This window comes from Mesorhizobium sp. M0139, assembly GCF_040322455.1.
In the GTDB taxonomy this organism is placed as follows: Bacteria; Pseudomonadota; Alphaproteobacteria; order Rhizobiales; family Rhizobiaceae; genus Mesorhizobium.
This window is the reverse complement of the sequence record NZ_JAMYTN010000001.1, coordinates 232,160-254,527: the sequence shown is the minus strand read 5'-3', so window position 1 is coordinate 254,527 and position 22,368 is coordinate 232,160. Positions and strand designations below refer to the sequence as shown.

Sequence of the window (22,368 nt, the reverse complement as noted above, 5' to 3'; positions counted from 1 at the left end):
GCTGTCCCGCCAGCGTCTAATCACCACTCAGCACTGCCAGCGCCTCCAACACCGCGTCAGATTCCGTCAGCGTACCAAATACCCCGTCCTCCACCGTCACCATATGCAGCGCCGCGTCATGCGCGTATTGGTCGCCGCTGGCGCAGGCATCGGCGATGGTCAGGCACTGGAAATTGCGGTCGCAGGCCTCGCGCAGCGTCGTGTGCACGCAGACATCGGTCGTGCAGCCGGAAAAGATCAGATGGGTGATGCCGCGTGCGCGCAGCACAAGTTCCAGGTCGGTGTAGGTGAAGGCGCTGTTGCAGGTCTTGTCGACGATGATGTCGTGCGGCGCGACGTCGATGTCGGCGACGATCTGAAAGCCGGGGCCGGAGCGCAGCAGCACGTCGGTGCCTTCGAGACCCGCCCGCTTGCGGCGCCATCTCTCGTACGGCGTCATGTCGGCCATGTCGCCGCGATATCCCTGCCTGGTGTGAATGATGGTGAGGCCGGCCGCGCGTGCCGCTGATATCAGTCGGTTGACTGTCGGCAGGATGGCGCGCAGCGGCGCGGGGTCATAACCCTTCCTGGCGAAATAGCCGGTCGGCGAGAGGAAATCCTCCTGCAGGTCGATGACCAGCAACGCGGTGTTTGCCGGCACCAGCCGGCCGTCATAGGGGAAATCGAACGGTATCGCCTTGATCATCGCAGCCTGCCTCAATTGCTGCCCGGTATCGTGGCCCAGCAACCCTGCGGCCGTCCATCCCTCAGTGCGACGACACCAGGTAGACCGACGCCAGGACGATGTGCCGCTGAGACATCGCGCCGATAATCGTTGGCCAAAAAAGCCATCTTGTTTGTTGACTAGTAAACTCATGTTTTATAGTCAAGCAGGGCACTCGGCCGCCTGAATTGTTTCCAGCGGCTGTGCCGCGTTTGAGAGAAGCCAGAACCAGTGGCTGGATTTCCGGGGTCGACATTCCGTCACCGACCAGCCGATCGTACGTGCAATGACGAAGCGAGGAAGAAGCGTGTCCAGAAATGGTTTGTTGGCGGCGCTGGCCGCGGTCATGCTGTCGGCCGGCAGCGCTGCTGCGCAAGAGCAGCCAAACACGCAGCCCAGGGTGACGACGGAACCCGCTGCAGCTGCCCGGTCGGCGGCCCAGCCTTCCCCGGTCGCAGTCGAACGGCCCGCACCGGCTGCGCCTGTCGCGCCGGCTTCGCCAACTGCCGGGCAGGCGGCGCCGACCGCGCCACAGCCGGCAACCCAGCCCGGTGCATCCGCGCAGGCCGAGCCTTCGGCAATATCGCTGACGCTGCCGCACGATCTGTCGCCCTGGGGCATGTTCATGGCCGCCGACATCATCGTCAAGGCGGTGATGATCGGGTTGGCCTTCGCCTCGCTGGTCACCTGGACGGTGTGGCTGGCCAAATCGCTGGAGATTCTCTTCGGCAAGCTCGGCGCCCGTCGCGCTGCGCGCGCCATCGGCAATGCCGCCACGCTGCGCCAGGCCGGGCGCGCGCTTGGCAACAGTGGCGGCCCCGGTGCGCTTTTGGTGCGGGCGGCCGAGGAAGAGACTGCCCTTTCGGCCGGTGCGCTCGGCCATGTCACCGGCGACGGGCTGAAGGAACGCGTGACGTCGCGCCTGTCGCGCATCGAAGCGGCGGCGGCGCGGCGCATGTCGCGCGGCACCGGCGTGCTGGCGACGATCGGCTCGACGGCGCCCTTCGTGGGCTTGTTCGGCACCGTCTGGGGCATCATGAACGCCTTCATCGGCATCTCGCAGGCGCAGACCACCAACCTCGCGGTCGTCGCGCCCGGCATCGCCGAGGCGCTGCTCGCCACGGCGATGGGCCTGGTCGCGGCCATTCCCGCGGTGGTCATCTACAACGTCTTTGCGCGGTCGATAGCCGGCTACCGGCAGCTCCTTGCCGATGCCTCGGCCGGGGTCGAGCGGCTGGTCAGCCGCGATCTCGATTTCCGCACGGTGCCGCAGGCGCCAGCGCTGGCGGCGGAGTGATGGGCTATGGCGGCTAGAATTCGCGAGGCTATCGATGGCGATCTCGAGGAAAACCACGAGATCAATGTCACCCCGTTCATCGATGTCATCCTGGTGCTGCTGATCATCTTCATGGTCGCTGCACCCTTGGCGACAGTCGACGTCAATGTCGATCTGCCGGGTTCGACGGCGACGCCAGCACCCCGGCCGGAAACGCCGCTGTTCCTGACCCTGAAGGACGATCTGACGCTCGCGATCGGCAATGACAGCGTGCCGCGCCAGGCTTTCGCCGCGGTGCTCGACGGCAGAACCAAGGGCGACAAGCAGACCCGCATCTTCCTGCGTGCCGACAAGGCGGTCGGTTATGGCGAGCTGATGGAGTTGATGAACCTGCTGCGCGGCGCTGGTTATCTGAAGATCGCGCTGGTGGGGCTGGAGACGGTGCCGGCGGACGCATCCGCGGCGCACCGGGGCGCCGCCCCGTGACGCAACTGGCCGCCGCCGCACCCGCGGCCGACCCGCCACGCGCCGGCCTGCGCGAAATTGGCTTGTGGGCGGCTGCGGCCATTGTCATTGTCGGCGCGCATGTCGCGATCGCCTATGCCGTCCAGAGCTTCAGCCTGGCCAACATGGCCGATGGCGGCCCGCCGCCGGCTGTGGCTATCGAGCTGTCGCCGCTGATGGTGGCGCCGGCGGTGCAGGAGGACTCGATGGCCGACGTGGTGACGCCTGAGCCGCCGAACCAGATCGAGGAGGCGGTTGCCGAACTGAAGCCCGTCGTGGAGCCCGAGCCCGGTCAGCCGGGGCCGGTCGCCGAGAAGACGGAAGCGGTTCAACCCGCCGCTCCGATCGAGACGGCAGCGGCCGAGCAGCCCGATCAATCGCCGCCGCTGGATGAGGTGGTGCCCGACATCGTCCCGACCATAGCGCCGGATGTGGTCATTCCGCCGCCCCAGACCAAGCCGGCGGAGACCAAGCCGGCGGAGACCAAGCCGATCGAGAAGGCGAAGAAGGCTGCCGAAAAACCCAAGCCGAAAGCAAAGAAAGAGAAGAAGGAAAAGGCCGCGCCGGCGAAAGCGGTCGTGACCGCCAGTGTCGATCAAAAGGCAGCGGCGAAGGCGTCGGCGCCGAAGGCTTCGCAATCGAGTGGATCATCAGTCAGTGCAAGCAAATGGAACTCCCAGCTGATCGGATGGATCAATCGGCACAAGCGCTACCCGAGCGCGGCAAGGTCGCGGCGCGCCGTGGGTACCGCAAATGTGACCTTCGTCGTCAGCGCTTCGGGCAAGGTGACCTCCGTCCGGCTGACCCGATCTTCGGGGGACGCCGATCTCGATCGCGCCGCGCTCGGCATTCTGCAGGGTGCGACGGTGCCCGCGCCACCGCCTGAGAAGGCCGGTACGGCTGTCGTGGCGCCTTTGATGTTCACGCTGCGGAACTAGAAGCAGCCGGACAAGGCCGATCCCATGACCACGTACTTTCCCGCTTGACTGACCCGCCGGACCGAATACGCTAGCGCAAAATACCGGCCTTGGTCGCCGGGCGGCAAATATGCCTCGTATGCCTCGCCCTCCGGCGCTGGCTGCGGGGCATTGTCATTTCTGAGGATCGGTTTGAAACGGCGTATCGAGATCGGCATCCTGTATTCCCGCTCGGGCAGCTACCAGTTGGTCTCCGATGCGTGCCGGATGGGCGCCACGCGCGCCATCGCCGACATCAATGCCGATCGGAGCTATGGCATCGAACTGGTTCCGGTCGAGCGCGATCCGCAAAGTAATGCCGATCGCTACGCGACTTTGTGCGAGGACATTTTCAGGACCAGCAGCGCGCGCCATGTCGTCGGTTGCGTCACCTCGTGGAGCCGCAAGGAAACCATCCCGGTGCTGGAGAAGGCCGGCGGCATGCTCTGGTATGCCTGCCCCTATGAAGGGTTCGAGGCCAACGAGCATGTCGTCTACATGCACGCCTGCCCCAACCAGCATCTGGTTCCGCTGATGGCGCATGTCGTGCCGCGTTTCGGCGCCAACGGCTTCCTGCTCGGCTCGAACTACATTTGGGGCTGGGAGATGAACCGCGTGGCGCGCGACCTGATCGCGGATGCCGGCGGCAAAGTGCTGGGCGAGCGCTATCTGCGCATCGGCGAGACCGACGTGTCGCGGTTGATCGCGGAAATCCGGGCGACGAGGCCGAGCTTCATCCTCAACAATCTGATCGGCACCTCGTCGTATGCCTTCCTGGCGGCTTACCGCGAGTTGGGCGATGAGGATGCGGCATTCAGGCCGGAAAACTGCCCCGTCATCTCCTGCAACCTCACGGAAGGCGAGTTGCCGGCGATCGGCGAGACAGGGAAAGGGCATCTGTCGGTCGGGCCCTATTTCGCGCCCCGGCCGGCTGCCTTCGCTTCGTCCTTCGAGGCCTCCGCCTATGCCTCGGTGCAGGTGATGGCCGACGTGCTGTCGCGCAACACTGATGCCGGCCCGGCGGAATTTTCCAAGGCCTTCGCCGAGCGGCGCTTCTCCACCCGGCTCGGGCCGATCGCCATCGACGCCCACTCCCAGCACGCGACGCTGCCAGTGATCATCGGCCGGATCGCCGATGGCTTCTTCGAGGTCGTCAGCCAGGAGGATGAGGTCGCGCCGGATCCCTATCTGTCGCGCTACGACCCCGCCAAGACATTCGGCCGTCCGCGTCTGAGGGTGGTGTCATGACGCGGACGCGCATCCCCAATCTCGGCGGCGCGCGGGCTTTCATCCTGCATCGCCCGCATCCGACGGTGCAGGCCATCACCAGGCAATTGTCGGCCATCGGCCTGGCTACGATCGACTGCTGGCCGGAATTGCCGCCGGAAGCTCTCGCCGCCGATTTCGTCTTCTTCGATGCCGATCTCGGTTTCGACGAGCAGTTCCCGTGGGAAGCCGGTGAGGCGCCGATGCCGCTGGTGGCGCTGATCGGTTCCGAGGCGCCGGGGCGTATCGAATGGGCGCTGTCGCACAAGGCCGATGCGCAGCTGCTGAAGCCGGTCGGCAATGCCGGTGTGTACAGCGCATTGCTGATCGCAAGGCAGAGCTTCGAGGCACGCAAGCATTTAGCCGGCGAGATAGCGTCGCTGCGCCAGCGCGTCGCCGAGCGCCAGACCATTGTGCGCGCGGTGACGGCGCTGTCGAAAGGCAGCGATGACGAGCGTGCCTATGCACAACTGCGATCGCTGGCGATGAGCTGGCAGATCAGCGTCGAGGATGCCGCGCGCAGGATCGTGGCAATGACGGATGAGGAAGGCGGCGATGACCAGTCCCATCGCGCCTGATCTCCCGGTACGCATGCCGGCAAAACCGCGCGCCGGCGTCTGGCGTCGGCTGGTCAAACGCCGCCTGGCGCTGCTCGGGCTGGTCATCGTCGCCATTGTTGTCGCCGGCGCCGTGCTGGCGCCCCGGCTGACCGGCTACGATCCCAACGAGCAGATGTTCGACGGCCTGACCATCGAGGGCTCGCCGCTGCCGCCCAGCGCCCAGTATTGGCTCGGCACCGACCTGCTCGGACGTGACCTCTTGACCCGCATCCTCTACGGCGCCCGCACCTCGCTGATCATCGGCATCGTCGCCAATGGCGTGGCGCTTTTGATCGGCACTTTGGTGGGCGTCACCGCAGGCTATTTCCGCGGCTGGATCGGCAGTGCGCTGATGCGCTTCACCGATCTGATGATGGCGTTCCCGGCGCTGCTGCTCGCCATCTGCCTGGCGGCAGTGTTTCAGCCGAGTCTGTGGATCGTCGCCATGGTCATCGCGCTGGTCAACTGGGTGCAGACGGCGCGTGTCATCTACACCGAGACCTCATCGCTGGCCGAGCGCGAGTTCATCGATGCCGAGCGCAGCATCGGGGCGAGTGCGCCGCGCATCCTATTTCGCCACATCCTGCCGCATCTGCTGCCGACCATCATCGTCTGGGGCACGCTCGGCATCTCGACCACGGTTCTGCTCGAGGCGACGCTTTCCTTCCTCGGCATCGGTGTGCAGCCGCCGACCGCGTCGTGGGGCAACATCATTTTCGAGAACCAGACCTATTTCCAGGCCGCGCCCTGGCTGGTGTTCTTCCCCGGCGCCGCAATCCTCGCGTTGGCGCTGGCCTTCAATCTGATCGGCGACGCGTTGCGCGACATCCTCGATCCGACGCAAAGGGGCCGGGAATAATGGGGGGCCGGTCATGATCGCCTATCTCGGCCGCCGGCTGATCCAGTCGCTGCTCATCCTGCTTGGCGTCTCGCTGATCACTTTTGCGCTGCTCTACCTCTTGCCGGCCGACCCGGTGCGGCAGATCGCCGGCCGCAGTGCCACGCCGCAGACGGTGGAAAACATCCGCCAGCAACTCGGCCTCGACCAGCCTTTCGTGGTCCAGTACTGGCACTATCTGACGAAGCTACTCAGCGGCGATCTCGGCCGCTCCTACATCCAGCGCTCGGAGGTCACCGAACTCATCGTCTCGCGGCTGCCGGCCAGCCTGCTTTTGATGGTCGGCGCCATCCTTTGCGAATTGCTGATCGGGCTCTCGATGGGGCTGATCGCCGCCGTCAAGCGCGGCTCCGCCACCGACCAGACCCTGATGGTGGCCTCCTTCGTCGGCGTCTCGGCGCCGCAATTCGTCGTCGGCTTGTTGCTGCTCTACGTCTTTGCCGTGCGGCTAAGCTGGTTTCCGATCGGCGGCTACGGCACATGGCGCCATCTGGTGCTGCCGTCGCTGACCTTGGGCATACTCGGCGCCGGCTGGTACGCGCGCATGATGCGCTCGTCGATGATTGACGTCCTGCGCCAGGATTATGTCCGCACGGCGCGGGCCAAGGGCCTGGCGCGCAGCGCCATCATATTCCGCCACGCACTGCCGAATGCCATCCTGCCGGTCATCGCCATGATCGGCATCGACATCGGCATCTTCATGGGCGGCATCGTCGTCGTCGAAAGCGTGTTCGGCTGGCCGGGTATCGGTCAGCTGGCGTGGCAGGCGATCCAGCGCGTCGACATTCCGATCATCATGGGCGTCACGCTGGTCTCGGCCTTCGCCATCGTGCTCGGCAATCTGCTCGCCGACATCATCGCGCCGTTCATCGATCCCCGCATCAAGCTCAGATGAAAATGAAACAGAGAAAGGGAACACAACAATGAAAAAGTTTCTCGCATCCACAGTCGCGGCATCGGCCTTGGCCCTCATGCTCGGCATGACAAGCGTCCGCGCCGAAGACACGGTCGATCCCAACGCCAAGCAAGGCGGCGCCATCACCATCACCTACAAGGACGATGTTGCGACCCTCGATCCGGCGATCGGCTATGACTGGCAGAACTGGTCGATGATCAAGAGCCTGTTCGATGGGCTGATGGATTACGAGCCGGGCACCACCAATTTGAAGCCCGATCTGGCAGAAAGCTACGAGATTTCGCCCGACGGCCAGACCTTCACCTTCAAGCTGCGCCATGGCGTGAAATTCCACAATGGCCGCGAGATGACGGCCGACGACGTGAAATATTCGCTCGACCGCGTCACCAATCCGAAGACGCAGAGCCCCGGCGCCGGCTTCTTCGGCTCGATCAAGGGCTATGACGATGTCGCCGTCGGCAAGGCCGAAGGCCTTTCCGGCGTCACCGTCGTCGATCCCTACACGGTGAAGTTCGAGCTGACCCGGCCCGACGCCACCTTCCTGCATGTCATGGCCATCAATTTCGCCCATGTCGTGCCGAAGGAAGAGGTCGAGAAATATGGCGCCGATTTCGGCAAGCATCCGGTGGGCACCGGCGCCTTCAAGCTCGCCGAGTGGACACTCGGCCAACGCATCGTCTTCGAGCGCAATGCGGATTACTGGCACAAGGGCCTGCCACATCTCGACAAGATCACCTTCGAGATCGGCCAGGAACCGATCGTGGCGCTGCTGCGCTTGCAGAAGGGCGAGATCGATGTGCCCGGCGACGGCATTCCGCCGGCAAAATTCCAGGAGGTGATGGCCGATCCCGAGCAGAAGGCGCGCGTCGTCGAAGGCGGTCAGCTGCACACCGGCTACGTCACCATGAACACCACCATGGCGCCGTTCGACAATGTGAAGGTGCGTCAGGCCGTCAACATGGCGCTCAACAAGGCGCGCATCATCCAGATCATCAACGGCCGCGCCGTGCCGGCCAACCAGCCGCTGCCGCCGTCGATGCCGGGCTACGACAAGGAATACAAAGGTTATCCCTATGACGTAGCCAAGGCCAAGGCGCTGCTGGCCGAGGCCGGTCATCCCGATGGTTTCGACACGCAGCTGTTCGCCATGAACACCGATCCCAACCCGCGCATTGCCCAGGCGATCCAGCAGGACCTGGCGGCCATCGGCATCAAGGCCAGCATCCAGTCGCTGGCGCAGGCCAATGTCATCGCCGCCGGCGGTGACAAGGCCGGCGCGCCGATGATCTGGTCGGGCGGCATGGCCTGGATCGCCGACTTCCCCGATCCGTCGAATTTCTACGGCCCGATCCTCGGCTGCGCCGGCGCGGTGCCGGGCGGCTGGAACTGGTCGTGGTACTGCAACAAGGACCTCGACGCCAAGGCGGCCGAGGCGGATTCTGTGGTCGACCCGGCAAAGGCCGGCGAACGCGACAAGATGTGGAGCGCCATCTACGACAAGGTGATGGAAGACGCGCCCTGGGCGCCGGTCTTCAACGAACAGCGCTTCACCATGAAATCCGCCCGAATGGGCGGCGCCGACAACCTCTATGTCGACCCGGTCCATATCCCGATCAACTATGACAATGTGTACGTAAAAGATGTGCAATAGCTGCGACTACACCATCCATGGGCGCCATCACCATTTCGGCTGGGACAATTCCTTTGTCCCGGCCGAGCGGGTGGCGCCCGGCGCGACCATCGAGTTCCAGTGCCTCGATGCCGCCGGCGGCCAGCTGAACGCCGACAGCACGGTCGCCGAAATTGTCAAGCTCGACTTCGCCGGGGTCAACCCGGTGACCGGGCCGATCTTCGTCGAGGGCGCCGAGCCGGGTGACGCGCTCAAGGTGACGATCGAGATGTTCAAACCGTCCGGCTTCGGTTGGACGGCGAACATTCCCGGTTTCGGCCTGCTCGCCGACGACTTCACGGAACCGGCGCTGAACATCTGGAAATACGATGCAGCCGCGCTCGAACCGGCGCTGTTCGGGAAAAACGCGCGCGTGCCACTGAAGCCGTTCGCCGGCACCATCGGCAATGCGCCGGCTGAGATGGGGCTTCACTCGGTGGTGCCGCCACGGCGGGTCGGCGGCAATCTCGACATCCGCGATCTCGCTGCCGGCACGACGCTCTATCTGCCGGTTGAGGTGGCCGGCGCGCTGTTCTCGGTCGGCGATACGCACGCCGCACAAGGCGATGGCGAGGTCTGCGGCACGGCGATCGAGAGCCCGATGGACGTCGTGCTCAAGCTCGACCTTGTCAAGGACGCCAGGCTGAAGACGCCGCGCTTCACCACGCCGGGCCCGGTGACGCGCCATCTCGACGCCAAGGGTTACGAGGTGACGACGGGGATTGGGCCGGATCTGATGGCGGGCGCGAAGGAGGCGGTGGCGCAGATGGTCGATCTGCTCGCTGGGCGTTACCAGATCGATCCGGTCGAGGCCTATATGCTGGCCTCGGTGTGTGGTGATCTGCGCATCAGCGAGATCGTCGACATGCCGAATTGGGTGGTGTCGTTCTATTTTCCGCGTTGCGTGTTTGAATGATGTCAGGTCGGCGCTGCACCCCCACCCCGCTGCTTCGCAGCGACCCTCCCCACAAGGCGGAGGGTAAAGCGCTGCCGCCCTACCTCCCCCTTGTGGGGAGGTCGGACCGGACGTCCGGGTGGGGGGCAGCGCCAAGGTTTGTGCGAATGGTGCGACGGAACCAATCCGTCGCAGGGCTCCACCCACAATGACCCTCGCCGACACCCCCGTCCTCTCCATCGCCAACCTCTCCGTCAGCGTGCGCGGCGAGGACGGCGAGCGCAATGTAGTCTCCAACCTGTCGCTGACGCTGGCGCGCGGTGAGACGCTTTGCATTGCCGGCGAATCCGGCTCCGGCAAGTCGATGACCGCGCTGGCGATCATGCAGCTTTTGCCGCAGCCGGCGGCGCGCATATCGTCAGGCATGATCCGTCTTCGGGATGGGAATCGGGGCGACACCGACCTAGCAACCCTCGACGAACGCCAGATGCGGCGCATTCGCGGCGACCGCATCGCCATGATCTTCCAGGAGCCGATGACCTCGCTCAATCCGGTGCTGTCGATCGGCCGGCAACTGACCGAATCCATCGAAGCGCATACCAGCCTGTCGTCGGCGCAAGCCCGCCAGCGCGCGATCGAGGCGTTGAAGGCGGTGTGCATTTCGGAGGCGGAAAGCCGGCTAAAGCAGTTTCCGCACGAACTCTCCGGCGGCATGCGCCAGCGGGTGATGATCGCCATGGCGCTGGCGCTCGAGCCCGACGTGCTGATCGCCGATGAGCCGACGACGGCGCTCGACGTCACCGTGCAAGGCGAAGTGCTGGAGCTGTTGCGCGACCTGCAGCGCCAGCATGGCACCAGCGTCATCCTGATCACCCACGATATGGGCGTGGTTGCCGAAATGGCCGACCGGGTCATCGTCATGCGCGACGGCCGCATGGTCGAAGAAGGCACGACATCGGATATTTTTGCCCGCCCGCAGGCCGACTATACGCGCGAACTGCTGGCTGCCGTGCCGCGCATCGGCAGTGGTGTCGGTCGACAGAAATCCAGGGATGCGATTGACGTCTTGAAACCGGCCAATGTCGCCGAGGTCAACGACCTGCATGTCCGCTTCGATCTGCGTGGCGGCATCTTTGGCCGGGTCACCCGCCGCGTCCACGCCGTCGAGGGCGTCAGCTTCTCGATCGCGCCCAACGAAACGCTTGCTCTGGTCGGCGAATCCGGCTGCGGCAAGTCGACGACCGCCAAGGCGCTGGCCGGACTGGCGCCGTATAGCGGCGACATCGTCATTGGCGGGCGCAATCTCTCCGGTCTTGGCCGCGACGAGCGCAAGGCGGTGCGCCGTGACGTCCAGATGATTTTCCAGGATCCCTTCGCTTCGCTCGATCCGCGCATGCGCGTCGGCGAGCTCGTCGCCGAGCCGCTGGTGATCCATGGCATCGCCTCCAAGGACGAGCGCCGCGAACGGGTGGGGGCGCTGTTCGAGCGTGTCGGCCTGTCGGCCGACCAGATGGAGCTTTACCCGCACGAATTCTCCGGTGGCCAGCGCCAGCGCGTCTGCATCGCCCGAGCGCTGGCGCTACGACCAAAACTGATCATCGCTGACGAAAGCGTCTCCGCGCTCGACGTCTCGGTGCAGGCGCGTGTGCTCGATTTGCTGAAGGAATTGCAGCGCGAATTCGGCGTCGCCTATCTCTTCATCTCGCACGACATGGCGGTGGTCGAGAACATTTCCGACCGCGTTGCCGTCATGTATCTCGGCCAGATCGTCGAGATGGGCACGCGCGACCAGGTGTTTTCCAACCCGCGCCATCCCTACACCAGGCGGCTGATCGACGCCGTGCCGGTGCCCGATCCGGCGCAGCGCAGAACGCGCTTCGCGCGCCTCGACCAGGAAATCCCGAGCGCCACCCGCAGGATCGGGGAGGCGCCGCTGAAGCTGGCGCTGAACGATGTCGGCGGCGGCCATCTGGTTGCTGCGGAAAGCTGAGCCCGCACTGGCTGGCAGCTGTTCTTTTACTTTGTTGAGTACAACCAAGAACTGCCGTCTCGGGTTTACCGCGTCTTAGGTGGACGGCGGCCACTATACGGTCGGCGTTCTTGCCACGGGGAAAACAGTGCTCAAGGCGGTTCTGCAACTGCTGCCGGGTCGGTTCATGGATGTGCGCATGCGCGTGTCCGAGGGCTACGAGACGCGCGTGGTGGAGCGGCCCGGGCGCTGGATGAAGGCTGCCGAACTGGAGCAGCTGAGCAGCGATCTGCGGCTGGTAGCGTCCAAGACACTGAAGTTCGGCAGCCTGACCTATGGCGTGTTTTCCGGCGACCGCAGCCGGCTGGAACATTCCATCATCACCATTGTCTACCGGCGCAGCGACCGGCAGCCGATCGCCTTCAACTCGCTGGCGCTGATGGAGACATCGCTCGCCGGCAAGCCCTATGAAGTCTTGCACCTCGGTTTGGTCATGATCGATCCCGACGAGCGCAGCCGCGGGCTGAGCTGGATCCTCTACGGCCTGACCTGCTTCCTGATGTTTTTGCGCAATCAACTGCGGCCGATCTGGATTTCCAATGTCACCCAGGTACCCGCTGTCGTCGGCATGGTCGCGGAGGCGTTCAGCAATGTGTTCCCAGGACCGCATGCCGGCGCGCGCCGCTCGCTTACCCATGTGCTTCTGGCGCGGCAGATCATGGCGCGGCACCGCCATGTCTTCGGCGTCGGCCCCGAAGCGGGTTTCGACGAAGAGCGTTTCGTCATCACCAATGCCTATACGGGCGGCTCGGACGATCTGAAGAAAACCTTCGACGAGACGGCCAAGCACCGCGAGGAGACCTTTAACGAGTTCTGCCGCAAGGAACTCGACTACGGGCGCGGCGACGATGTGCTGCAGATCGGCCAGATGAGCTTCCAGTCGGCGCGCACCTTTCTCGCCGACACGGTTCCGCGCCGCTCGCTTGCAGCACTTGCCGTGGCCGGCGCGGCCGCCACGCTGCAGCGGCTGGTGCTGCCGGTGGTTCACTGGGCCGATAGCACCCGCCAATGGAATGTGCTGAGACCATGGACACGCTGATGGCTTCATTCGTGGCGTCTCGGTTTATCCGCAAGCTGATGGCAGCCGGCCGATGATGAACCTCGACGGCACGCTCGTCGCCGACACCATCACCTCGCTAGCGGCGCTGGTTGGCCTGCTTGTCGTGATATCGATCATAGGCGGGCGCGACACGGGCGATCCGCTGTCGCGGCGCTTTCTATTCGGCCTCAAGGTGCTGGCAGTGCTGCTTGCCTGCCGCATCCTCGACTGGACCACGGGTCTTGCCTTTTTCCGGTTCGTCACCATCACGGCGGCGGGTCTGCTGCCGCTGGCCGCACTGCTGCTGACCGAAGGCCTGCTGCGCCGGCACGCGCCGTTCGCTCTCAAATTGTTCGCCGCCGGCGGTGCCCTGCTGTTCTTCCTTCTGGCGCCGATCCCGGCACGTTTCGCTGAACCATGGCGAATGGCGGTACTACTTGCCTTCCAGTTCGGAGGTTTTCTCGCCATCGGCTGGCTGGTGATGACGCGCGATCGCGACAGCCTGTCGGCGGCCGAAAACCGCACGGTCGAGCGCATGGCGCTGTCGCTGCTGTTGATCATTCCGTTCATGGTCACCGACTACCGGCCCGGCCTGTTCGAAGTGCCGGTTCGGCTTGGCGGCATCGCCATCCTGTTCCTGTGCTGGCTGACGATCGGCCTTGGACGCGCCAGCCTCGGCCATCGCGACACGATCGGCGCCTTTACCGTGATTACGCTGAGCTCGGTTTTCGCCGGGCTGGCGCTGGGCGGCATCGACGATCTCGGCTGGCGCGGCAGTGTGCAGGGCGTGGTGATCGTGCTGTCGGCGACGCTGCTGGCAGTCATCTACAATGACAGCGTCAGCCTCACCGCGGAGAAGCGCCGCGACTCGTTGCTGAAGCACATGGCCGAGGGTGATCTCACCGACTCGGCGCGCTTCCTGCGCGGCCTGCAGAGCCATATCCTTGTCGACGGCGCGCTGATCCTGCCGGCAGGGGACCTCGGCGACTTCGACCTGAAGGTGCTGGCCCGTGCACTGGAGCAGGAGCCCGTGCGCTCGCTCGCCGATACGCAGCCGGGGGCGCCAGTCGACCAGGATATACGCGAGCAGCTGGCATGGCTGTTCGAGAAATTTGAGGCGACCCATGTGCTGCTGGCGACGCTCGAGCCGTTGACCGTGGTGGCGCTCAACATGCCGGCGCTGGCATCGTCGCCGGGCGTGGAAATGGAGCTGCGGGCAGTCCAGCGCATGGCGATGCTGATCTCGCAGCGGCATGCGAAGGGTTGATCATCTGAACGGGCCGGCTCTTGCGTCGGCCCGTTGCCGTAGCCGGGTCAGGCGGCCTTGGTCTTCAAGGCCTCTTCGTCGCGCACCATTTTTGTCACGGCGGCGAAGTCGAGCTTGCCGGAGCCAAGGACCGGTACCTTTGAGACCACCCGCACTTCGGCCGGGACCATCAGGTCCATGGCGCCGTTGGCCTTGGCGTAGGCGAGGAATTCCGCTCGTGTGGCGCCGGATGCCTCAGTGATGAGGATCAGCTTTTCGCCCTTGCGCGCGTCGGGCACCGTGGCGACCGCCGACAGCGAGCCCTTCCACAATTCGCCGGCCAGCGCTTCGACAGCGGCGAGCGAGATCATCTCGCCGCCGATCTTGGCGAAGCGCTTGGCGCGGCCGCGAATGGTGATGAAGCCGCCTTCGTCGATAGCGACGACGTCGCCCGTATCATGCCAGCCGTCCTCCAGCGGTTCGAGCACGCCGGGCTTCTCGGCCCGGAGATAACCGGCCATGACATTGGGGCCGCGCACGAACAGCCGGCCGCCTTCGTCGACGCCGGGGACCGGATCGAGGCGGTATTCCATGCCGGGCATGATCTTGCCGACGGTTCCGGAGCGATTGTACATCGGCGTGTTGATGGAGATCACCGGCGCCGTCTCGGTGACGCCGTAGCCCTCGAGGATGCGTAGGCCGAACTTCTCCATATAGGTCATGCGCGTCGCTGTCTTGACCGGTTCCGCGCCGGCAAAGCAATAGCGTATCGAGCGGAAGTCGTAGGGGTGAGCGGTGCGCGCATAGCCGGAGAGGAAGGTGTCGGTGCCGAAGATGATCGTCGCGTTCGAGCCGTAGATCAGTTCCGGCACGAGGCGGTAGTGCAGCGGCGAGGGGTAGAAATAGACCGGCACGCCGGAGATCAACGGCAGCACCGTGCCCGCGGTCATGCCGAAGGAGTGGAAGATCGGCAGCACGTTGAACACCTTGTCGCCCGAATGGAAGTCGATACGCGACGCCGCCTGGGCGGCGTTGGCCAGGATGTTGCGGTGGCTCAGAACGACGCCCTTCGGCGTGCCTTCCGAACCCGAGGTGAACAAGATCACCGCCGCATCGCCGGGCTTGCGTTTCGCGCGCGGCGTCGACTTGCGCAGCAAGCCGAGCAGCTTATCCTTGAGACTGATGGTCTTTCTGAGATCGTCGAGCCACACGATGTCGACCGAGCGACCGAGTTCCTCGACTACAGCGCCGAGCTTTGCCTGTTCGACGAACGCGCGGGACGTCAGCACGGTGCGGACTTCGGCGGCCTTGCAGGCGGACAGAATATTGGCAGCACCTGCGGTGAAGTTCATCATCGCCGGAACCTTGCCGGCGGACATGACGCCGAGCAGCGTCGCGCAAGAGCCGTTGGCGTTGGGCAGCATGATGCCCAGCGTCTGCTGGTCGGCATAAAGGTTCTGGAACTTCTCACCAAGCACGGCGGCAGCCGTGAGCAGCTTGCTGTAGCTGAGAGAACCGGTGACCGGATCCTGAACTGCGAGCTGATTCATGCCGCGTTCGTTCGCCGTCTCGATGATCTTTTCCAGTACGGTCTTGTCGATGTCCTGGGTGCGGAAAACGAGATCCGACATCACCTGGTAGAGCGCGGAACCCGCCGCGGCGCGGCGCTTGCGGCCCTTCAGCTCTTGCGGCACCTCGAGCTTGACCGGTTCCAGAATGGTCACCTTGACCTTCGGGAACAGGCGGCGGCGCACATGCTGCGAGCTCAACCGCGAGAAGTAGGTCTTCTCCAGCCCGTCGATGCGCACCGGCACAACCATCGAGCCGGTCTTGTCGGCAACCATGGCGGCGCCGTCATAGACCTTCATCAGGCCGCCGGTCACCGTGATGCGTCCCTCCGGGAAGATCACCAGCGGGTCGCCGCCCTGCACGATCTTGATCAGCGTGCGGGTCGACATCGGCTTGGCCGGGTTGAGCGGCAAAGCGCGGGCAAGTTTCATGAACGGCTTCATCCACCAAGCCTGGGCAATGGTGTAGTCGATGGCGAAGACCGGTTCCTCATCGGTCAGCGTCAAGGCGAGCGGACCGTCGAGGAAGCTGACATGGTTGAGCGCCAGGATCGGCGCCTTGCCGGCCGCCTTGAGGTTTTGCATGCCCTCGACTTCGAGGCGCAGGAAAGCGCGGAACAGGATGGAGACGAAGTCACGGAAGGGGTTCGTCGGCAAATATTTCAGCATCAGCCAGGCGGCAATCGCATTGGCCGCGACGAGGCCGAACAGGATGCCGCCGGTCGAGACCTTCGTCTGGATCAGGGCCATGATGATGCCGCCGCCAGTCATGAAGCCGGCATTGACGATACTGACGGCGGCGACGACCCGGGCGCGCCGCGCTTCGGGCGACCAGGCCTGCACGGCGGCGAAGGTCGGCACCACCAGGAAAGCGGCTGCAATGGCCATGCCGGCGAGGTCGATGGCGACGCGGATCGTGTTTGGGCCGGCGAAGAATGCGCCAAGGGTTTCCGCCTGGGGCGACGGCGTCATGCCGGAGATGGTCCAGGCGAGATGCAGGCCGAACAGGGCGAGCAGCGCCGTGCCGACCGGTGCCGGCAACAGCACGATGCGGCCCTGCGACATCCAGGCGGCGATGGCCGAACCGATGGCGATCGAGACGGCGAACACGGCGAGGTAGACGGTGACGGCCATTTCGTTGCCGCCGAGCGAATCCTTGATCAGGACCGGCAGGAGCGAGAGCACGATGGCGCCGATCAGCCAGAACCAAGACGTCATCAGGCCGGCGCGCCAGATGCGCGTGTCGGTGCGCAATTCGGTGACCTGGCGCCAGGTCGAGCGGAAGATGTTCTTGTCGATGACAAGGTCGGGCGCCGCCGAACCGGTGGACGGGATATAGCGGCTGACGAGCCAGCAACCGACGGCGAGCGCCATCATGATCGGTCCGAACACCGCGACGCCGATACCATCGGCGGAAACGACGCCGCCGGCTATGGTGCCGCCGAGAATCGCGGCAAACGTGGCTGACTCGATCCAGGCGTTGGCCTTGGGCAGTTCCTTGCGTTCGAGGTGATCGGGCAGGATTCCGTATTTGATCGGTCCGAACAGCGCCGAGATGATGCCGAACATCAACAGCGCCGTCATCAGCACGGGAATGGACGACAGGGCGATGCCGACGACGGAGACACCCGCCGCGGCGATCTCGGCGAATTTCAGACGCTTGGCTATGAGAGCCTTGTCGAAGCGGTCGGCGAGCTCGCCGCCGAGCGCCGACAAGAGCAGGAAGGGAGCCATGAAGACGGCGCCCGCCAAGGTGACCAGTGATGCCGCCTGGTCCGCCGCCAGCGTGAACAGAATAAGGAACACCAGCGTGTTCTTGAGGAAATTATCGTTGAAGGCGGACAGGAACTGCGTCCAGAACAAGGGCGCAAAGCGCCTGGATGTCATCAGATGAGCTGTGGGACGATTGATCGGGGCGATTTCCATAGCGGCGACTTCCATTGGGCAAGACCGGTGAAAATCCTGACTGGATTGATCAGCGGTCTTGCGCGTTGAGCCTTGTTTAGCGGGAACCCGGTTACACTTCGTTACTGCGGCTGACTTCCATCAGCAACTTCTCGGTCTTGGCGTCTTCCAGCCGGTTGATGAAGCGGCTTGCCTCTTCCGAGTCGCGCAGTGTCTTGGTGATGGTGATCGAGGTGTGCACGAGCATGATGGCGGCCATGGCATAAAACCCCTTGGCGGCGAAGCTCGCCTCCATGAAGTAGATGCCGCCGGCCATCATTGTGGCGGCAACGGCGAAACTGGCCATGGTGAAGGTCTTCCAGGCGCTTGAGTCCTTGGGGGAATAGGTGTTCGGGGTCATCGATATGGTCCTTTCGTTTCAAGGTTAGGTTGGTTGGGCGTGGGTCTGTTTCAGGCTGGATACAATCAGGCTGGATACAATCAGACTGGATAACAATCAGGCCGGGTACGATCAGGCCGGCTTGGTCATGGTCTTCGTGAGCCGTTCGAGCACGGCGTCGGCGCTGCTTCTCAGCGGCGCACCGCAGCCGGCGGCCGCAAGCTTCTCTGAGACCGCGGCAGGATCGCCCGACTGTTCCATCTCGGCCATGGCGGCCGCGGTGTCGTCGATCTGCTTTTGCCTGGTGCGCAGGCGCAGCAGCGTCTCCTCGGCGTCCCTGAGCGCCGACAGGCTGGAGCCGGGCGCGCTTTCTCGCAGGCGCTGGGTCGAGTCGACCGCGGCAACGATGCGCTGGCCGCGCTGCAATTCGCGCAGGCGCATTTCGGAGACGCGGATAATCCGCTTGAGACGCTCAATCTCGGTGCCGAAGCTTTTCTGCGCCTCGGCGGAGGCGTCGCGTTCGGCTTCCAGCATGGCGATGGTTTCGGCGGCTTCGCGGGCCAGTTCATTCTGTCCCTGCTCGATCGCGGCGATCGTGCGCTTCTCCAAATCGTCGATGCGGAGGACAAGCTTCTTGTACTGCGCGACTTCCTGTTCGTTCTGGGCGATGGCAATTGCAACCGCCCGGCGGGCGGCCGCGATAGCGTCGGCGCAATCGCGGATCTGCTGGCGCAGGATTATCAGCGCGTTGCGGTCGACGACCGCCTCGGCGGCTTCGTAGCTTCGGCCGCGAACGAGAGCAAAAAACTGTTTCAACATTTCCGTTTCTCCTCTATGAACGTTGTTCATGAGGCAAAGTAGCACATTGTGAACGGCGTTCAAGGAGAAAATGAACGGTGTTCATGATTGCGCATAAGAGAAGGTTAATGACCGCAAAACGGGACGCCAAACGCGAGGACCTCAAAGGCAGGCTGATCGAGGCCGCGCAAGCGCGCATCCAGTCCTCGGGGCTCGCCGGGCTGCGCGCACGCGACATCACGGCCGATGCCGGCTGCGCGCTCGGCGCGCTCTACACCGCCTTCGCCGACCTCGACGAGCTCATCCTGCACGTCAATTCGATCACGCTGGCAAGACTTGGGGCGGCGTTGGAACAGGAGGCGACCGCCGCCGCCGAGCCAAGGGCCAAGCTGAAGGCACTGGCCAAGGCCTATCTCGGCTTCGCCCGCGGCAATCGCATGGCGTGGAAGGCGCTGTTCGAGCATCGCATGGCGCCAGGCGTGGCGGTGCCCGGATGGCATCTGGCCGAACATGCCGTGCTGATCCAGCATCTAGTCGAGCCGCTGGCGGCGCTGCTCCCGGCGGCGGCAACGCCGGAGCTTTTGGCCCGCGCGCGCACGCTGTTCTCCGCCGTGCATGGGATCGTCGCCATCTCGCTCGAAGACCGTTTCATTGGCCTGGCGTCCACCGATCTCGAAGGTGAGCTGCTGGGTTTCGTCGGCACGCTGGTGAGCGGACTGGAGACGGAAAGGGAATGAACTGCTGCGATCGGCTCTTGCCTCACGGCACTCTGCCCTTATGAAGATCGTGGCGCGGACTGCCGGTTGATCCAGGCCGGCTGAGACTGTTGGGGATATCCGGTGACAATCGATCAGAACCGTCGGTTTCGACCCGAAATACAGGGGCTGCGCGGCTTGGCGGTCGCGCTTGTCGTGGTCTATCACATATGGCCGGATGTGCTGCCTGGCGGATATGTCGGCGTCGACGTCTTTTTCGTCATCTCTGGCTATCTGATCACGGGCCTGCTGGCGCAGATGGCGCTGCGCGGCGTCCGGATTTCACTGATCGAATTCTACTCGCGACGGGTGCGACGGTTGTTGCCGGCAGCAACCCTGGTGCTGCTGGTGGCATTGCTGGGCACGCTGCTTTTCATCTCAAAGGCGCGCTGGGAGGAAATGGGCAACCAGATCGTGGCGAGCGCTCTTTATGTCGAGAACTGGCGGCTGGCCTCGATTGCGGTCAGCTATCTCGAGGCCGACACCTTGCCGAGCCCGGTGCAACACTACTGGTCGCTTTCCATCGAAGAGCAGTTCTACATCGCCTGGCCGTTGGTGATGATCGGCGTGATCTGGCTGGCGCGCCGCCGTGACCTTCCGCTGAGGGCCTGCTTGATCGGGGCGTTGTCGCTCATTTTCGCGGCATCACTTGTTGCCTCTGTCGTTTTGACGGCGACGGATCCGGCCCAGGCCTATTTCGTCAGCCATACCCGCCTGTGGGAATTGGCGCTGGGTGGTCTGCTGGTGCTGACCGAACACCAGTTTCGACTGGCGGCACTCACTAGACAGTGGCTGGCGATCGCCGGCATCCTGGGCATCGTTGCGTCCGCCTTGCTGTTTTCCGCTGCAACTCCATTTCCCGGCGTCAGTGCGTTGTTGCCGACCTTGGCCACAGTGCTGGTCATCCTGGCTGGCGAGGTTGAAGTCGGCCGGTTTCGTGGGCTCGATTCGTTGCCACTTCGTTTCATCGGCGATCGCTCCTACTCGGTCTATCTATGGCATTGGCCGCTGATCACCATCTCCCAGGCGCAGGGTCATTCGCTGACCCTTGCCGGCGGTTTCGGCCTGATTGCGGCGACCCTGCTTCTATCGGATCTGTCCTATCGATATGTTGAGCAGCGCTACCGGCAAGCTCGGGGCGGCGCCTGGTGGAAGCCGCTGGGATACGGCACCGCGGCGGTTCTCACATGCGTGGCCGCATCCGGCAGCCTGCTGCTCTTTCTGAAGACCGAACGCATCGACACCGCGCTGATCGGCACGCCTTCCTACCCTGGGCCCGCCGCTCTCGTCTCCGGCGCCGTGGTCCCGGACGGTGTGAACCTTCTGCCGCCGCTGGCCCGGCTGAGGCGGGACGTGCCGGTCGTGTATGCAAGGAAGTGCCACCAGGAGGAAAGCTCGGAGCCCAAACGATGCTCTCTAGGCGATCCCACGGGTGCGAAAACAATGGTTCTGGTGGGAGATTCTCATGCAGCCCAGTGGGTGCCGGCACTGGACAAGATCGCAAAGGACCGCAACTTCAAACTGGTTACCTTTACAAAATCCGCCTGCCCATTCACCCGCGTGGCCATCACGGCGGATGGCAAACCCAACGTCTTATGCGCGCAGTGGCACGAAAAGGTGCTGGCCGAGATCCTAAAGCTGAAACCGGATCTGATCTTCACCAGCCAGTCCAATTACGGAGCGGTTCAGCAAGACGTGATGATCGAGGGGCTGCGAAGTCTCTGGGGCGGGCTGACGGACGCCGGCTCGCAAATCGTTGCCATCCGCAACACGCCCTATATGAAATTCGACCCGGGCGAATGCCTGAGTTCGACCCCAACGAAATGCGTCACCAAACTGAGCGATATTGAGCGGAGCAACGTGTTGGCGCTGGCCGCGGAAGGACAGAAAAATGTGCGCGCCATCGATATGCTCGATGCCATTTGCGGGCCGCAACTATGCCCGGCAGTTGTCGGCAACATCATCGTCTGGCGGGACAGTCATCATCTGACCGCCAGCTACTCGCTTGCCCTGGCGCCCTATCTCGCAGCGAAGGCGGGGCTTTGACGAGACGTCTCGGAACTTAGATGTGTCGACAGGCAGGAAAATTCCGCTGGTGGAGCTGAGGAGGATCGAACTCCTGACCTCGTCATTGCGAACGACGCGCTCTCCCAGCTGAGCTACAGCCCCGTCCAGCGGATGGCGCATTTATCGAAGGCTGCGGTTTCCTGTCAAGGCGGGGTTTTGCCGAATTCCCTTGTGCCCGGTGCTTGTAGGCGACCGGCCCTTGCCGGTTTCGCGCGCAATGGCTACATGTCGGCAACAATCGGAGACCGGCATGCTCGCCCTCATTCAAACAATCGTCATGGCGCTGGACCTATACTGGTGGGTCATCATCGCCTCGGCGATCTTTTCCTGGCTCTATGCGTTCAACGTCGTCAACTCGCGCAATCAATTTGTCGGCAGCATCGGCAACATGCTCTACCGGCTGACCGAGCCGGCGCTGCGGCCGATCCGTCGGTTCATGCCCGACCTCGGCGGCGTCGACATTTCGCCGATCATCCTGCTTCTGCTCCTGTTCTTTCTCAGGCAGCTCATTCTCACCACGATAGCGCCGCTGGTCCTGTGAGCCTGACGATGGCATGAGCGCGCCATTCCGCTTGCGCGTCGACGGCATCGACCTGTTTATCCGGCTGACACCGAAGTGTTCGGTGGACAGGCTCGAAGGCGTCGAGGTATCGGCCGACGGGCGCAGCCGTTTGAAGGCGCGCGTGCGCGCCGTGCCGGAGAATGGCGCGGCCAATGCGGCGCTGGAACCGCTGGTGGCCAAGGCGCTGGGCGTTCCGGCATCGGCCGTGTCGGTCATTGCAGGCGGCACGGCACGGCTGAAGACGGTGCGTGTCGCGGGTGATCCGGCGGTGCTGGCGCAGCGTATCGGGGCGCTCAGCCGCTGATCGAAGATCCAGCGTTGCGGCATGCAGCCCCTTG

Annotated in this window: 20 protein-coding genes and 1 tRNA gene; 16 read left to right on the top strand and 5 right to left on the bottom strand. The window is 64.1% G+C overall.

The window, feature by feature from the left end; translation table 11 throughout:
- Positions 1–16: 16 nt before the first annotated feature.
- Positions 17–685, bottom strand: coding sequence for a cysteine hydrolase family protein (locus NKJ58_RS01220; RefSeq protein ID WP_023686098.1), 669 nt, complete (start codon positions 683–685; stop codon positions 17–19).
- A 325-nt stretch (positions 686–1,010) separates the two neighbouring features.
- Between NKJ58_RS01220 and exbB the strand changes: the two genes are divergently transcribed.
- From exbB to NKJ58_RS01160, 12 genes are all read left to right on the top strand, one after another.
- On the top strand, positions 1,011–2,000 hold the full coding sequence (gene exbB, locus NKJ58_RS01215; protein ID WP_023687757.1) for a tonB-system energizer ExbB: 990 nt from the start codon (positions 1,011–1,013) through the stop codon (positions 1,998–2,000).
- Positions 2,001–2,006: 6 nt separating this feature from the next.
- Positions 2,007–2,465, top strand: coding sequence for a TonB system transport protein ExbD (exbD, locus tag NKJ58_RS01210; protein WP_352519155.1), 459 nt, complete (start codon positions 2,007–2,009; stop codon positions 2,463–2,465).
- Positions 2,462–3,421, top strand: a complete 960-nt coding sequence (locus tag NKJ58_RS01205; protein WP_023806409.1) for an energy transducer TonB family protein — start codon at positions 2,462–2,464, stop codon at positions 3,419–3,421. Before exbD ends, NKJ58_RS01205 begins: the two co-directional genes overlap by 4 nt.
- A gap of 171 nt (positions 3,422–3,592) precedes the next feature.
- On the top strand, positions 3,593–4,687 hold the full coding sequence (locus NKJ58_RS01200) for a transporter substrate-binding protein (RefSeq protein ID WP_023693237.1): 1,095 nt from the start codon (positions 3,593–3,595) through the stop codon (positions 4,685–4,687).
- Complete coding sequence (locus NKJ58_RS01195) at positions 4,684–5,283, top strand: ANTAR domain-containing response regulator (RefSeq protein ID WP_023693236.1); 600 nt, start codon at positions 4,684–4,686, stop codon at positions 5,281–5,283. Before NKJ58_RS01200 ends, NKJ58_RS01195 begins: the two co-directional genes overlap by 4 nt.
- Complete coding sequence (locus tag NKJ58_RS01190; protein WP_023693235.1) at positions 5,261–6,163, top strand: ABC transporter permease; 903 nt, start codon at positions 5,261–5,263, stop codon at positions 6,161–6,163. Before NKJ58_RS01195 ends, NKJ58_RS01190 begins: the two co-directional genes overlap by 23 nt.
- Positions 6,164–6,176: 13 nt before the next feature.
- Positions 6,177–7,097: an ABC transporter permease gene (locus NKJ58_RS01185; RefSeq protein ID WP_352852714.1), complete on the top strand. Its 921-nt coding sequence runs from the start codon at positions 6,177–6,179 to the stop codon at positions 7,095–7,097.
- Positions 7,098–7,173: 76 nt separating this feature from the next.
- Positions 7,174–8,769 carry an ABC transporter substrate-binding protein gene (locus NKJ58_RS01180; RefSeq protein ID WP_488494722.1) on the top strand — a complete coding sequence of 532 codons (1,596 nt, stop codon included), beginning with the start codon at positions 7,174–7,176 and terminating at the stop codon, positions 8,767–8,769.
- Positions 8,759–9,703, top strand: a complete 945-nt coding sequence (locus tag NKJ58_RS01175) for an acetamidase/formamidase family protein (protein WP_023668593.1) — start codon at positions 8,759–8,761, stop codon at positions 9,701–9,703. The genes NKJ58_RS01180 and NKJ58_RS01175 overlap by 11 nt, the downstream gene beginning before the upstream one ends.
- 187 nt (positions 9,704–9,890) lie before the next feature.
- A complete protein-coding gene (locus NKJ58_RS01170; protein ID WP_352519153.1) occupies positions 9,891–11,672 on the top strand; it encodes an ABC transporter ATP-binding protein in 1,782 nt (593 codons plus the stop codon).
- A gap of 127 nt (positions 11,673–11,799) precedes the next feature.
- Positions 11,800–12,750 carry a hypothetical protein gene (locus NKJ58_RS01165; protein ID WP_023698728.1) on the top strand — a complete coding sequence of 317 codons (951 nt, stop codon included), beginning with the start codon at positions 11,800–11,802 and terminating at the stop codon, positions 12,748–12,750.
- 52 nt (positions 12,751–12,802) lie between these two features.
- Positions 12,803–14,017, top strand: a complete 1,215-nt coding sequence (locus NKJ58_RS01160) for a hypothetical protein (RefSeq protein WP_023668596.1) — start codon at positions 12,803–12,805, stop codon at positions 14,015–14,017.
- Positions 14,018–14,064: 47 nt separating this feature from the next.
- Here the strand turns inward: NKJ58_RS01160 and NKJ58_RS01155 are convergent, their stop codons facing one another.
- The 3 genes from NKJ58_RS01155 to NKJ58_RS01145 form a co-directional block, all read right to left on the bottom strand.
- Positions 14,065–17,490, bottom strand: coding sequence for an acyl-[ACP]--phospholipid O-acyltransferase (locus NKJ58_RS01155; RefSeq protein WP_352519152.1), 3,426 nt, complete (start codon positions 17,488–17,490; stop codon positions 14,065–14,067).
- A gap of 91 nt (positions 17,491–17,581) precedes the next feature.
- A complete protein-coding gene (locus NKJ58_RS01150) occupies positions 17,582–17,869 on the bottom strand; it encodes a YiaA/YiaB family inner membrane protein (RefSeq protein WP_023668598.1) in 288 nt (95 codons plus the stop codon).
- Between the two features lie 111 nt (positions 17,870–17,980).
- Complete coding sequence (locus tag NKJ58_RS01145) at positions 17,981–18,667, bottom strand: PspA/IM30 family protein (RefSeq protein ID WP_023831826.1); 687 nt, start codon at positions 18,665–18,667, stop codon at positions 17,981–17,983.
- A 107-nt stretch (positions 18,668–18,774) separates the two neighbouring features.
- Between NKJ58_RS01145 and NKJ58_RS01140 the strand changes: the two genes are divergently transcribed.
- Positions 18,775–19,383, top strand: coding sequence for a TetR/AcrR family transcriptional regulator (locus NKJ58_RS01140; protein WP_352519151.1), 609 nt, complete (start codon positions 18,775–18,777; stop codon positions 19,381–19,383).
- 102 nt (positions 19,384–19,485) lie between these two features.
- The gene (locus tag NKJ58_RS01135) at positions 19,486–21,447 is read left to right on the top strand and encodes an acyltransferase family protein (RefSeq protein ID WP_352852713.1); all 1,962 of its coding nucleotides are present in this window, start codon (positions 19,486–19,488) and stop codon (positions 21,445–21,447) included.
- Between the two features lie 47 nt (positions 21,448–21,494).
- Here the strand turns inward: NKJ58_RS01135 and NKJ58_RS01130 are convergent.
- A tRNA-Ala gene (locus tag NKJ58_RS01130) sits at positions 21,495–21,570 on the bottom strand.
- 148 nt (positions 21,571–21,718) lie between these two features.
- Between NKJ58_RS01130 and NKJ58_RS01125 the strand changes: the two genes are divergently transcribed.
- Complete coding sequence (locus tag NKJ58_RS01125) at positions 21,719–22,009, top strand: YggT family protein (RefSeq protein ID WP_023668602.1); 291 nt, start codon at positions 21,719–21,721, stop codon at positions 22,007–22,009.
- Positions 22,010–22,022: 13 nt separating this feature from the next.
- The gene (locus tag NKJ58_RS01120; RefSeq protein WP_352445031.1) at positions 22,023–22,334 is read left to right on the top strand and encodes a DUF167 family protein; all 312 of its coding nucleotides are present in this window, start codon (positions 22,023–22,025) and stop codon (positions 22,332–22,334) included.
- The last annotated feature ends 34 nt before the right edge of the window (positions 22,335–22,368 follow it).